Annotated in this window: 11 protein-coding genes; 7 read left to right on the plus strand and 4 right to left on the minus strand. The window is 66.6% G+C overall.

What is annotated here, in order from left to right:
• The first annotated feature begins 3 nt into the window (after positions 1-3).
• Positions 4-435, plus strand: a complete 432-nt coding sequence (locus tag Q1V78_RS02110) for a Na+/H+ antiporter subunit G (protein WP_300611102.1) — start codon at positions 4-6, stop codon at positions 433-435.
• Positions 436-536: 101 nt separating this feature from the next.
• Here the strand turns inward: Q1V78_RS02110 and Q1V78_RS02115 are convergent, their stop codons facing one another.
• Together Q1V78_RS02115 and Q1V78_RS02120 are read right to left on the minus strand one after the other, a co-directional pair.
• Positions 537-962 carry an organic hydroperoxide resistance protein gene (locus tag Q1V78_RS02115; protein ID WP_300611105.1) on the minus strand — a complete coding sequence of 142 codons (426 nt, stop codon included), beginning with the start codon at positions 960-962 and terminating at the stop codon, positions 537-539.
• A gap of 52 nt (positions 963-1,014) precedes the next feature.
• Complete coding sequence (locus Q1V78_RS02120) at positions 1,015-2,631, minus strand: catalase (protein WP_300611107.1); 1,617 nt, start codon at positions 2,629-2,631, stop codon at positions 1,015-1,017.
• A 228-nt stretch (positions 2,632-2,859) separates the two neighbouring features.
• On the opposite strand from Q1V78_RS02120, the gene Q1V78_RS02125 reads away from it, so the two are divergent.
• The 4 genes from Q1V78_RS02125 to Q1V78_RS02140 all read left to right on the plus strand — a co-directional run bounded on the left by Q1V78_RS02125 (position 2,860) and on the right by Q1V78_RS02140 (position 8,035).
• Entirely contained in the window at positions 2,860-3,522 is a 663-nt protein-coding gene (locus Q1V78_RS02125; RefSeq protein WP_300611109.1) for an RNA polymerase sigma factor, read from the plus strand.
• A 48-nt stretch (positions 3,523-3,570) separates the two neighbouring features.
• The gene (locus Q1V78_RS02130) at positions 3,571-5,055 is read left to right on the plus strand and encodes a TIGR01777 family oxidoreductase (protein WP_300611111.1); all 1,485 of its coding nucleotides are present in this window, start codon (positions 3,571-3,573) and stop codon (positions 5,053-5,055) included.
• A 3-nt stretch (positions 5,056-5,058) separates the two neighbouring features.
• Positions 5,059-6,324 (plus strand): ferrochelatase, encoded by a 1,266-nt coding sequence (locus tag Q1V78_RS02135; protein WP_300611114.1) that lies wholly within the window; start codon positions 5,059-5,061, stop codon positions 6,322-6,324.
• A 133-nt stretch (positions 6,325-6,457) separates the two neighbouring features.
• Positions 6,458-8,035 (plus strand): ABC transporter permease, encoded by a 1,578-nt coding sequence (locus tag Q1V78_RS02140; RefSeq protein ID WP_300611116.1) that lies wholly within the window; start codon positions 6,458-6,460, stop codon positions 8,033-8,035.
• A 125-nt stretch (positions 8,036-8,160) separates the two neighbouring features.
• Here the strand turns inward: Q1V78_RS02140 and Q1V78_RS02145 are convergent, their stop codons facing one another.
• Entirely contained in the window at positions 8,161-9,198 is a 1,038-nt protein-coding gene (locus Q1V78_RS02145; protein WP_300611118.1) for an aspartate-semialdehyde dehydrogenase, read from the minus strand.
• A gap of 106 nt (positions 9,199-9,304) precedes the next feature.
• A complete protein-coding gene (locus Q1V78_RS02150; RefSeq protein WP_300611120.1) occupies positions 9,305-10,570 on the minus strand; it encodes an aspartate kinase in 1,266 nt (421 codons plus the stop codon).
• Positions 10,571-10,737: 167 nt separating this feature from the next.
• Here Q1V78_RS02150 and Q1V78_RS02155 point away from each other — a divergent pair, with 167 nt between their 5' ends.
• Both Q1V78_RS02155 and Q1V78_RS02160 read left to right on the plus strand, forming a co-directional pair.
• On the plus strand, positions 10,738-11,583 hold the full coding sequence (locus Q1V78_RS02155; RefSeq protein WP_300611132.1) for a DMT family transporter: 846 nt from the start codon (positions 10,738-10,740) through the stop codon (positions 11,581-11,583).
• Between the two features lie 100 nt (positions 11,584-11,683).
• Complete coding sequence (locus Q1V78_RS02160; RefSeq protein ID WP_300611122.1) at positions 11,684-13,459, plus strand: long-chain-fatty-acid--CoA ligase; 1,776 nt, start codon at positions 11,684-11,686, stop codon at positions 13,457-13,459.
• The last annotated feature ends 2 nt before the right edge of the window (positions 13,460-13,461 follow it).

Here is a 13,461-nt window from a genome sequence, read left to right on the forward strand (position 1 = left end):
ACCATGGCTGTTTCTACCGCTGCTTCCGCTGTTTCCGCGAATGAGCTGCTGCTGGCCGCATCCGAGCAGGTTGAGTACCAGGAGCCGGGCTGGTTCGCGGTCGTGCTGATCGGCATCCTGGCGATCACCGGATCCGTGTTCGTGCTGGTTTCTGCCCGCGCGATGTTCCTGGCCCCGGATGCGCTGAGCCAGCTGAACATGACCGGCCCCGCACTGGGTGTGGGTATTCCGCTGCTGATCTGCGCGAACCTGGTCTTCCACTTCGCCACGGAGGGCTTCGTGCTGGGGTATCTGATCCGCGCGTGCGTGGCGATCACCGCGTTCCTGGTGATCAGCTCGGTGGGTTCCTTCTTCATGGGGCGCGCGCTGCACGCCACCCACTGGGATCACACGGTGCCGCTCTCCGGTGGTACGCGCCCGCCGGAGGCTAAGTAGCCCCACCGGCTCCCCTCCCCCGGCGCTAACCAGATAGCGCGAAGGCCGCCCAGAGGACCTCCTCCGGGCGGCCTTTTACTGTGCGCTAGGTAGTCAGCCGTTTAGGCGACCTTGGCGACGACCTCTACGTCGGTGTCGCCGCGCATTGCCTTGGAGTACGGGCAGAAGGCGTGAGCTGCCTGCACGAGCTCGTCGGCCTGTGCCTGCTCCACGCCAAAGAGGGTGGCCTCGATGCGCGAGGTGATGCGGAATCCTTCGTCGACGGAGTTCAGGGTGCACTCCACCAGGACCTCAGGGGCCTTGGAGAGGTCCACATCGTTGTCCTTCATCTGCTTCTGCAGTGCACCGTTGAAGCAGGCCGCCCAGCCGGCAGCGACGAGCTGCTCCGGGTTGGTGCCCTCGCCGGAGCCGCCGAGCTCCTTCGGCGGGCGGACGTCCACGTCGATCTGCCGGTCCGAGGTAGCGACGTGGCCGTCTCGGCCGCCGCCGGTGGACAGTGACTTCGCGTTGTACAGCGCCTTGCTCATCGAAAACTCCTTCGCTGGTTGCTTCAAACCTTGCTCTGCTGCCCGAGTGTACTTACTTGCTGGCGGTGAAGACTTCCTTCACCCGCGCCGCAAGCTCTTCGTCCACGTGGCCCCAGTAGGTGTAGCACTGCTGTTCCACCTGCTCGGAAACACCGGCCATCGCACCTGCGATGTTCTTGGCCAAGCGCTCGCGCTGCTCGTCATCCATGACCTCGCGGACGAGCTGACCGGCCTGCACGAAGTCGTCGTCCTCCGGGTGGCGGTGGTATGCGCCGAAGGTCAGGTCGCCGCCGTAGTTCTCGTCGAACAGTCCCAGCTCATCAGCCAGGCCGGTGCCGGACTCCGCGCCACGGCCGAAGCCGTACTGGGACTCGCCGGCAGCCACGCCCTTCTGGACCACGCCGGAACCGTCGGAGGTGTCCTGGGTGCCCTCGCCTCGCTCGAAGCGGTTCGGGGAATACACCGGGGTGTCGCGCGGCGGGAACTCGTAGGCCATCGCGCCGTCCTTGGTGTTGTACCGGTTCAGATCCTGGCGGATCGGGCGGTTCACCGGCAGCTGGGAGTTATTAGCACCGAGGCGGTAACGCTGAGTGTCCTGATAGGCGAAAACGCGGGCGAGCAGCATCTTGTCCGGGGAGAAGCCCACGCCCGGCACGATATTCGAGGGCGCGAAGGCGGCCTGCTCGATCTGCGCGAAGTGGTTCTCCGGGTTCTGGTTCAGCGTGAAGTGACCCACGTCGATCAGCGGGTAGTCCTTCTGGGACCAGGTCTTGGTCAGATCGAAGGGGTTCCAGCGGTAGTCCTTGGCCTCCTCGAAGGGCATGATTTGCACCTTGACATCCCAGGTCGGGTAGTCGCCGCGCTCGATGGCGTCGAAGAGGTCCTGACGGTTGTGGTCGAAGTCGCCGGAACCGACGATCTGGTTGGCCTCCTCATCGGTAAGGGTCTTCCAGCCCTGGCGGGTCTTGAAGTGATACTTCACCCAGAATCGCTCACCGGCGGCGTTGATCCACTGATAGGTGTGGGAGCCGAAGCCGTCCATGTGGCGGAAGTTGGCCGGGATGCCGCGGTCGCCCATGAGGTAGGTGACCTGGTGGGCGGACTCCGGGGAACGGGTCCAGAAGTCCCACTGCATGTCCGCAGAGCGCAGGCCGTTGTTCAGGCGCTTCTGGGAGCGGATGAAGTCCGGGAACTTCACGCCATCGCGGAGGAAGAACACCGGGGTGTTGTTGCCCACGATGTCGTAGTTACCCTCCTGGGTGTAGAACTTCAGGCTGAAGCCACGCACGTCGCGCACGGTATCCGGGAAGCCGAGCTCTCCGGCGACCAGGGAAAAGCGGGCGAGCATCGGGGTGACGCGACCCTTCTGGAAGAGGTCGGCCTTCGTGTACTGGGAGACATCCTCGGTAATCGTCAGCTCACCGAATGCGCCGGACCCCTTGGCGTGGACGTTGCGCTCCGGGATGCGCTCGCGGTTGAAGGACTGGTGCTTCTCCACCAGCGAGACATCGTGCAGCGCGATCGGCCCCTGGTCTCCGACGGTGGCGGAGTGCTCCTGGGTGGTGATGGGAGCACCGTTGTTTCGGGTGGCATGACCGGTGACGGGGCACACGCCCCGGGATGCGATGTCCTTCGCGGTCAGGTTGCCGGTGTTCTTCTGGTCAGTCACGGTGATCCTCCTTAGGGAATGTGGCTTCCATCACCCAGGTTGCCACAGTGGCGACTATGCCGCCACAGCGTTTGCCTATCAATCAAGGTCTATTCAATAGGCTAGACCCTATTGAATCGGCGCGCAACCATCGCCCCCGCCTATCAAAGCGCTGGCGGCCGCCACGCCCGCACCCCGGCACGGAGAAAAGCTTCAAAACCGCAGGCCACTGCTAGACTGGCTTTTAACATGAGCAACTTCTCTCCCTCCCCCGCTGGGCGCCACGGCCACACCGCCGAGGTCGACGCGCACGTCACCGACCTCGCGCTGCGTGCTGCCCGGGGAGACAAGGCAGCGCTCAACGAGTTCATCGCCGCCACCCACGACGACGTCTGGCGGCTGCTCGCCCACCTGGCCAACCCGGATCAGGCGGATGACCTCACCCAGGAGACCTACCTGCGCGTGCTCTCCGCCCTCCCCCGCTTCGCCGCCCGCTCCACGGCCCGCACCTGGATCCTTTCCCTGGCCCGGCGTGTGTGGGTGGATAGCATCCGCCACGACATGGCCCGCCCCCGCAAGTCCGCCGCCGAGTGGGAGGACGCCGCCGGCGACACCCCCGCGGCAGAGACCACGGGCGGCTCCAGCTGGGCGGAGTGGCTGGATACCCAAGACATGCTGAACTCCCTGGAGACCGACCGCCGGGAGGCGCTGATCCTCACCCAGATGCTGGGCTACACCTACGCCGAGGCCGCGAAGATCGCGAACGTGCGCACCGGCACCATCCGTTCCCGTGTTGCTCGCGCCCGGGCCGACCTGGTCGACATGCAGCAGGCGCAGCAGCGTCGCCAGGAACGCCAGCAGGCCGAGGCCACCGGGCCCACCCACCTGGGGCGGCGGCTGCGGCAGGCGTAGCGCCCGAGCCTGACGTCCTAAAAATTTAGCGCGCGTACCCTGGGGGTCATGAGCGAGACAGTCTTCGAACAGACCCTAGATCACCCCATTGACCAGGTCTGGGGCGTGCACGCCACGCCGGGGATCGTCACCCGGCTGACCCCTGGTTTCACGCGCGTGCGACTGCTGCAGGAGGCCGGGAACCTGAAAAGCGGGCTTACTCGCATGCGCTTCCCCGGCGGCGTGGTCTGGGAGGGCAAGCACGACCCGGGGTTCTACCACCCGCTCGTCGCGGCCAGCGATGGGCGACCGGCGCACGTGGACTCCCCGGCGCAGTTCTCGGACGTCTGCGCGACTCCCGGGATCGGTTCGGCGTTCGGTTGGCGCCATGTCCATTCTTTTCAGGACGTCCATCCCGGCGGCGGGACGATCTTGCGTGATCGGATCACCACGAACGCGCCCAGCTTCGTCGCAGACCAGCTGCTCAAGGGTGTTTTCGGCTACCGGCAGGCGCAGCTGGCTGGGGACCTGAAGCACCTGCAGCAGGCCCGGGGCTGGGCCGGGGAGTCCACCGGCGAGATGACGATCGCGGTGACCGGAGCAAGCGGTGCGGTGGGCACGCAGCTGTGCGCGCTGCTGCAGCTGGCGGGGCATCGGGTGATCCGGCTGAGCCGGAACCCGCAGCCGCTGATCGATGAGGCGAATGCGCGCCCGGGCGGAGCGGCGGTGCAGTACCGGCAGTGGGACCCGCAGTACCCTGCCGAGGACCTGCTGGCCGACGTGGATGCGGTAGTGCACCTGGCTGGCAGCTCGATTGCTGGCAGGTTTACGGATGAGCACCTGGCGAAGGTCGCGGGCTCGCGGATCGAGCCGACCCGGAAGCTCGCGGAGCTAGCGGCGCGCACGGATCGGGTGCACACCTTCGTGTCCGCCTCGGCGGTGGGCTTCTACGGGGCGGATGCCTCGGAGCCGGTGGATGAGGCCACCCCGGCGGATGAGTCCTCGACGCTGGGCCGGATCGTCCGGGACTGGGAGGCCGCGACGGAGCCCGCGATGGCCGCCGGGCTGCGCGTCGTGCAGGTACGTACCGGCCTGGTAATGGCCGCGGGCACCGCGCTGCTGGATCTGCTGACCGCGCAGGCCAAGCTGGGCGGCGGGGCGCTCGGCGACGGGCGGCAGTTCTTCCCGTGGATCGCGATGAATGACCTGGTGGACATCTACCACCGGGCGCTGACCGACCCGATGCTACAGGGGCCGGTGAACGCGGTGGCGCCGGGGATCGTGTGCAACCGGGAGTTCATGGCCACGCTGGCGGAGGTGGGTGGCAACCCGGTGATCCCAGGGGGTTTGCGGGGCAAGTTGCAGGTGCCGGTTCCGGCGGCCGGGCCCCGCCTGCTGCTGGGTGAGGATGGTGCCGCGGAGCTGGCGTTGGCGGATCAGAATGTCCGCCCCGCCGTGCTGGCCGATATGGGTCACGAGTTCCGCACCCCGGAGTTGACCGACGCGCTGCGGCACGAGTTGGGGAAGAACCCAGCGAGCCCACTACAGTCTTAGGTTATGAGCGCTACGGATTCTGCTTTCGCTGCCGCACCGGCTGGCCGGTCGGCTCTGCTGTTCCTCTCCTTCGGCGGGCCCGAGAAGTCGGAGGACGTGATCCCGTTCCTGGAGAACGTGACCCGCGGCCGGGGTATCCCCCGGGAGCGACTGGAGAAGGTCGGGGAACACTATTACGCCCTGGGTGGGCGCTCCCCCATCAATGATCAGAACAAGCAGATCATCGCGAATGTCGAGGCCGAGCTGGCCAGCCGTGGCGTGGACCTGCCCGTGTTCTTCGGCAACCGCAACTGGGAGCCTTATGTAGAGGACACGATGGTGCAGCTGGCCCGCGAGGGCTTCGACACGGTGTACGTGTTCGTCACCAGCGCGTGGGGTGGCTACTCGGGCTGTGGCCAGTACAACGAGGACATTCGCCGCGCCCTGGATGCGGTGCGCGAGGCTGGGCTTCAGGCACCTAAGGTGCAGCGCCTGCCGCACTTCCACGATCACCCGGCGTTCGTCGCTGCCTTCGCCGCTGCGGTGGACGCGGCGCGCGCGGAGCTTCCCGCTTCCGTTCAGGACGACGCCGACCTGGTGTTTACCGCCCACTCCGTGCCCAATAAGGCGGACGATACCGGCGGCCCGCGCAGCTTCGGGGGCAACCTGTACTCGGAGCAGGTGCTGAATGCATCCCGCCTGATCCAGGAGGCTTCGAGCTTCGCTGGCCGGCCGGGTTCGGCTGCGTCCCTGGGGTGGACGGGTCAGCTGGCGGCGGGCATGCCGGTGGGCGGCCGCGGGGACGGCCCGGCCCACACGGGCGAGACCGCGGGCGTGGATCTGGGCGTGGGCACTCCCTATGACGTGGAGCTGGTGTGGCAGTCTCGTTCTGGCTCACCGCACGTGCCGTGGCTGGAGCCGGATGTGTGCGATCACCTCGAGGCGCGCGTGGCGGCGGGTAATGAGCACCCGATCGTGCTGTGCCCAGTGGGCTTTATCACCGACCACGTGGAGGTCCTGTGGGACCTGGACACGGAGGTCCGGGAGGTCGCGGAGGAGCACGGGGTGCCCTTCGTGCGGGCAGCCACGCCGGGCCTGGATAAGAGCTTCGCCAGCATGATCGTGGACCTGGTCGCGGAGGTCGCTGACGACGAGCTGCCGGTCGCTGAGTTCACCGAGGCGCAGCGTGCTGCTGCGGAGCTGGTGAAGAAGCTGGGGACGGTACCGAACTTCGGCGGCACCTGCGACGGTGCGCCGTGCGCACCGGGTTGCTGCGGGGCCCAGCGCTAAGCCGACCGCGCCGCGTGGCGCCGAGGCCGCGGAGACCTCGCAGCAAGCACGGTTCGCCTACTCCCTGTTCGCCGGGTGGCGGGAGACGCTAGCATCGGGAAGGTCAACCTTCCCCAACCGTCATGAAAGGGTCGTGACGCACGAGATGGCGAATCCCTATAACCAAGACCCCACCGACCCGGCTGAGGGCCCGGACGCGACCGGGCCCGCGGGCGCTGATCGCGCCGCGACAACCGACAGCGCTGCCGCAGCCGAGGGCAGCGCAGCGACCGACGGTAGCGCTGCGGCTCGCGGGGACGTCCCGACCGGCGACGTCGCCGCGCAGGGCACCGCTGCTGACGACACTGTCGCCAACGGCACCGTCACCGACGGCGCTACCCCGGTGAACGGTGCGGTTCCTGCGGACGGCACCGCGGATGACGTCGTCCCGGGCGAAGAACAGGAACAGAAGAAGCTCGCGGGACCGATGGCGCTATCCATCGGCACGGCGATCATGTCGATCGCAGCCATCGCGGTGATCTTCCTGACCTTCCTGTGGCCCGCCCAGAATGCCGAACCGCAGAACATCCCGGTGGGCATCGCGGCCTCGGAGAAGACCTTTAATGAGCTTGACAGCCAGATGAAGGAGGTCGCGGAGCAGAACCAGCTCGCCATCCCCTTCAAGATGGAGCGCTACGAGGACGCCTCCGCCGCGCGCACCGCGGTGAAGAACAACGACGTGCAGGGCGCGTTGGTGATCTCGGATGAGCCGGGTCAGGTGCGTGCGCTGCTGGCGTCCGCGAATGGCCTGGAGCCTTCCCGCTCTATCGCGGAGTTCGCCCAGGAGGTCAACCAGCTGCCGGCGCAGCGCGCGCAGCTCGAGGGCAAGCAGCCTTCCGAGGAGGTCATGCAGGCCGCGATGGCCGGCCCGGATATCCAGGACCTGGTCCCGATGTCCGAGCAGGAGCAGCAGGGCAAGACGCTGGGGAAGATGACGCTTCCGCTGGTCTTCGCCGGTCTGCTGCTGGGGCTTGCTTCGGTGGGGCTGCTGCGCGGTGCGCAGCAGCGCGTGCTGACTCTGCTGGCGGGCTCGGTGCTCGGCGGCCTGATCGCGGCTGTGGTCACCGTGCTGACGGTGGGTTATGTGGACGGGAACCTGGTCTCCCTGTGGCTCTCCTTCACCCTGGGCATCCTGGCTGTTGCCGCTCCGGTGGCGGGCCTCGGCTCCCTGCTGGGCAGCTACGGGGCGTGGATCGGTGTGGCGATCCCGGTGCTGGCCTACCCGCTCTCCGGGGCGAACGAGCCACGCGAGTTCCTGGGTACGCTGGGCAACCTCGGCGAGGCCCTGGCCCCGGGTGCGGTGACGAAGCTGAACAAGCTGCTGGTGCACTTCCCGGATGCCGCGCTGTGGCAGCCACTGCTGGTGCTGCTGGCCTGGTCGGTGCTGGGCATCGCGCTGATCGCGGTGGGTCAGCTGCGCGATGAGCAGGAGGCCAATGAGGATCAGCAGGTCTTCGGCGAGACTGGCGAGCCCGTTGGCGCGGAGGACAGCGCGCAGGCCGGCGCGGGCACCCCGGGTGCCGCGAATGGCGCGGGCGCTGAGAACGGCGCTCTTGCTTGGAATGGCACTGCCACCCACGGCACCCCGCAGGCGAATGCTGGCGAGGGCATCGATCCTGCTGAGGGCACCACCCCCGACGAGGGCACAAGCAACAACACTGACCGCGGCTAGCCTCCGCGAGGAACCCCTCGGCTAAGACAAAGGGAGCGGCCTAGCGTGATGCTAGGCCGCTCCCTTTCGCTATGCGCCCGGCTGCGCCAGGCAGTGCTCAGCAGTCCCCGAGCACTGGCAGCGGGCTACTTATCGAGCAGCAGCTCCGCGATCTGGATGGTGTTCAGCGCGGCGCCCTTGCGCAGGTTATCGCCAGCAACGACGAACACCAGGCCACGGTTGCCGTCGACCGCCTGGTCCTGGCGGATACGGCCCACGAGGGTGTCGTCGATGCCGGTGGCCTGCAGCGGGGTCGGGACGTCTACGACATTCACGCCCGGGGTGGACTCCAGGATCTCGCGGGCGCGGTCCGCGGTCAGCTCATTGGCGAACTCTGCCTGCACGGTCATCATGTGACCGGTGAACACCGGGACGCGCACGCAGGTTCCGGAGACCTTCAGCTCCGGGATGCCCAGGATGCGGCGGGACTCGTTGCGCAGCTTCTGCTCCTCGTCGGTCTCCCCAGTGCCGTCATCCACGAGGTTGCCGGCCAGCGGCAGGGAGTTGAAGGCGATCGGCGCCACGTAGGGGCCGAGGTCTTCTGCGGTGAAGGCAGAGCCGTCCTCCACGAGCTGCTCCATCTTGTCCAGGTTCTCGCGCAGCTGGTTCATCAGGGTCTGCACGCCAGCCAGCCCGGAGCCGGAGACCGCCTGGTAGGAGGAGACGTGCAGGTGGGTCAGGCCGGCTTCCTTATGCAGCGCGCCCAGTGCCGGCATGCAGGCCATGGTGGTGCAGTTCGGGTTCGCGATGATGCCCTTGCCGGCACCAGTCTTATCGCCGGGGTTGACCTCGGAGACGATGAGCGGAACCTCGGTGTCCTTGCGCCAAGCGGAGGAGTTATCCACCACGGTCGCACCGGCCTCCGCGAAGCGCGGGGCGTGCTCCCGGGAGGTCGCGCCACCCGCGGAGAACAGAGCGATATCGATGCCCTTGAGCTCCTCGGTCGGCGTGGCGGCGACGTCCTCAACAACAATCTTCTTGCCACCGAACTCCAGCTCCTTGCCTGCGGAGCGGGAGGAGGCGAAGAAGCGCACCTGATCGGCTGGGAAGTTGCGCTCCTGGAGCAGGTCGCGCATCACCTGGCCGACCTGGCCGGTGGCGCCGACGACAGCAAGCGTGGTCACGGGAAATCAGTCCTTAAAAGATTGTTTTAGAGAAGTTTTATGGGGCCGCGGGGGCACTGCGGGGCGCGGTGCGCACCCGGCGCCCCAACGGCCCCCAGCGTAGTGTTTAGCGGCCGGTTCCGGCGTAGACGGTGGCCTCTTCGTCGCCACCCAGCTGGAAGCGGTCGTGCAGGGCAGTGACGGCCTTATCGACGTCGTGCTCGCGGATCAGCACGGAGATGCGGATCTCGGAGGTGGAGATGAGCTCGATGTTGACGTTCGCGTCGCGCAGCGCCTCGGTGAAGTCGGCGGTGACACCCGGGTGGGACTTCATGCCGGCGCCGACGAGGGAGACCTTGCCGACCTGGTCGTCGTAGAGGACGTTCTGCCAGTCGCCGGACTCCTGCATTCCCTTGAGCAGCTTCACGGCGCGGGCGGCGTCCTCGCGCGGGCAGGTGAAGGTGATGTCGGTGCGGTTGTCGTCCAGCTTGGAGACGTTCTGCAGCACCATGTCGATGTTGATCTCGGCGTCCGCGACGGCGCGGAAGATGCGGGCGGCCTCGCCCGGCGCGTCTGGGATGCCGACGACGGTGATCTTCGCCTCGGAGCGGTCGTGGGCAACGCCCGTGAGTACTGCTTCTTCCACTGGAATATCCTCCATCGATCCGGAAACTAGGGTGCCATTGTCGTTGCTGTATGAGGAGCGCACGCGCAGGGGGACGTCGAAGGCCCGGGCGTACTCCACGGAGCGGAGCATGAGGACCTTGGCGCCGACGGCGGCCATCTCCAGCATCTCTTCGAAGCTGATATTATCCAGCTTCTTTGCATCGCTGACGATGCGCGGGTCGGCGGTGTAGACGCCGTCGACGTCGGAGTAGATCTCGCAGACGTCCGCGTTCAGGGCTGCCGCGAGGGCGACGGCGGTGGCGTCGGAACCACCGCGGCCGAGGGTGGTGATGTCCTTCGTCTCGCGGTTAACGCCCTGGAAGCCTGCGACGATGCAGATCTTGCCCTCGTCGAGCGCCTCGCGGACGCGGCCTGGGGTGACCTCGACAATGCGTGCGTTGCCGTGGCGCTCGGTGGTGATCACGCCGGCCTGGGAGCCGGTGAAGCTCTGCGCGTCGGCGCCCAGCGACGCGATTGCCATGGCCACGAGGGCGTTGGAGACGCGCTCACCGGCGGTGAGGAGCATGTCCATCTCGCGGGCCGGTGGCACGGGGTTGACCTGCTCGGCGAGGTCCAGGAGTTCATCGGTGGTGTCACCCATGGCGGAGCAGACGACGACCACGTCGTTGCCCTGCTTTTTAGTGTCCACGATCCGTTCCGCCACGCTGCGGATGCGCTCTGCTGATTCCAGCGAGGAGCCGCCGTATTTTTGCACGATGAGTGCCATGTAGTTTTGGCCCGCCTTCCCGGATGCTCGGAGTTATTTGGGGTGGTTTTCGTGTTGCCGTTGTGGGGCGTGTTACGTGTCACACAGATTACAGTAGGCGCAGGCGCACCCCTATAGTAGGTCGCTCGCCGGGGGCAACCGGGCCTGGTTTAGGGTGGAAGCCGATGATGCATAGTAACGCACTGGCGATTTTCTTCGGTCTCGCCTCCGCGCTCACGATCGCGTGGGGCACGGTGGTTCGGCACCGGGTCGCCGAGGATTCCGGTGGGACGGATACCTCTTCTGTGGTCGCGGCGATCACCCGTGTGCGGTGGTGGGCCGGGCTGGGTCTGTCCTTTTTGGGCTATGCCTTCCAGATTGTCGCGCTGGCTTTCGGCACATTGTTGGTCGTGCAGCCGATTCTGGTGCTCTCCCTGATGTTCACCCTGCCGCTCTCAGCGAAGCTTTCTGGCCGCCGAATTTCGAAATCGGAGACGGCGTGGGCGGCGTTGCTGACGGTTGCGGTGGCGGTGATCGTGGTTTTGGGTCGCCCCCAGGCTGGGGTGGCGCAGCCTTCCCTGCCGCGGTGGCTGACGGCGCTGGGTATCGGCGTGGTGATTTTCACGGTGATGTACCTGATTTCCCGGGGGCTGCGCCATGCGAATCGGGCGCTAATCTTGGGCTCGATCACCGGCGGGATCATGGGTTATGTGGCGGTGCTCTCCAAGGCCGTGACGGATATTTTCTCCCGCTCTGGGGTGCTGAATCTGCTGATCAGCTGGGAGCTGTGGGGGCTGATTGGTCTCGCGGCGATCGGCACGGCGGTGCAGCAGGCCTCCTTCAACGCGGGCCCGTTGAAGAACTCTTTGCCGGCGATGACGGTGGTGGAGCCGATCTTCGCTTTCGCGCTGGGGTACACGATCCTGGGCGAGAAGTTCGACGTCTCCGGCTACCAGTGGATTTACATGGCCGCCGCGTTGATCATCATGATCGTCTCCACGGTGGTGCTCTCCCGGAAGACGATCACCGACTAAAGCGAAGTCGACACGCGAGTAAGGGAGGCTGGCATATCATCGTGAATCGGGCTTAATTCACCCCCACCTACTGCCCTCAAACGTCCGGAGGAACCCCACCGTGAGCACCGCACCGTCCCAGAACAGCTCTTCTGACCAGGCCAAGCCGTGGCTGAAGTTCTATACGGAAGGGACCGCCCCAAACCTGGACTACGGGGAGACCACCCTGGTCAGCATCTTCCGGGATGCGGTGAGTAAGTACGGCAAGCGGGATGCGATGTGGTTCCTGGGCACGCAGATCACCTACAGCGAGTTCGGTGAGCTGGTGGATAAGGCCGCGGCCGTCCTGAAGGAAAACGGCGTGAAGCGCGGCGACCGGGTGGCCGTCGTCCTCCCGAATTGCCCGGCGAACCTGGTGGCGTTCTACGCGATCGTCTCGCTGGGGGCCACGGCGGTGTACCACAACCCGCTGTACACGGCGCACGAGCTGGAAGGGCCGTTCGCGGATCACGGCGCGAAGGTCGCGGTGTTCTGGGATAATTCGGCCGATAGTGCGCAACACCTGGTGGACACCACCCCGCTGGAGAAGGTGTTCACGGTGAACATCACGAAGTCGATGCCGCTGCTGCAGCGGGTCGCGCTCTCCCTGCCGGTGCCGGCGCTGCGCAAGGCGAAGGCGAAGCTGACGGGTGGGCCGACTCAGTTCGAGGACTGGGACGCCGCCGTGGACGCGATGGCTCCGGGGTTGGGTCGCCGCGCGATTCAGGATGCTCTGCCGATGGTGCAGCCGGAGTCCCCGGCGTTGATTCTGTACACCTCGGGCACGACCGGTTCGCCGAAAGGCGCGGTGCTGAGCCACCGGAATATCTGCGCGAACCTGATCCAGGGCAAGGCGTGGGTGCCGGGCCTGGGCGAGCAGGCCGATCCGGAGCGGATGCTGGCGGCGCTGCCGATGTTCCACGCTTATGGCATGACGATGAACGGTGCGCTGGCACCGCTGATCGGCGGGGAGTTGCTGCTGCTCCCGGCACCGGAGCCTTCCCTGTTGCAGCAGGTGATTAAGAAGAAGAAGCCGACCTGGGTGCCGGGCGTGCCGGCCCTGTACCAGGCGATCGTGAAGCTGGCGGAGGAGAAGGACCTCGACCTGTCCACGATGCGGAACTCCTTCTCGGGTGCTTCTGCCCTGCCGGTGGAAACGGTGGAGAACTGGGAGAAGCTCACCCACGGCCGCCTGGTTGAGGGCTACGGCCTGACCGAGACCTCCCCGATCGTGCTGGGTAACCCGATGAGTGATGACCGTCGCCCCGGCTACGTCGGTGTTCCGTTCCCGGATACGGAGGCCCGTGTGGTGGATCAGGACGACCCCACGAAGGTGCTGGACTACGGCGAGGAGGGCGAGCTGGTGGTGCGCGGGCCGCAGGTCTTCGGCGGCTACCTGCACCAGGAGCAGCTCAACGAGAAGATCTTCGCGGATGGCTGGTTCCGCACGGGTGATATGGCCGTGATGGAGGCCGATGGCTTCGTGAAGATCGTCTCCCGCCTGAAGGAAATGATCGTCACCGGCGGGTTCAACGTCTACCCCGCCGAGGTGGAGGAGGCTCTGCTGGAGCACCCGGAGGTCAAGGAGGCCGCCGTGGTGGGCCTGTCGAAGGAGGACGGCTCCGAGCGCGTGGTCGCCGCGGTGACGCTGGCGGAAGCCGCGGAGGGCGAGGAGCACGAGCCGCGCCGCGTGGGCGAGAAGCTGCACGATTCGCTGCGCCAGCATTGCAAGAAGGTGCTGACTGGCTATAAGGTGCCGCGGGAGTTCTTCCACGTGGCAACGCTGCCGGCTGACCAGATGGGCAAGGTACGCCGCACGGAGATGCGCGCGATCCTGGAGGAGCTGGAGCGCCGCTAGTT

Origin of the sequence: Corynebacterium sp. (assembly GCF_030152825.1) — a bacterium.
In the GTDB taxonomy this organism is placed as follows: Bacteria; Actinomycetota; Actinomycetes; order Mycobacteriales; family Mycobacteriaceae; genus Corynebacterium.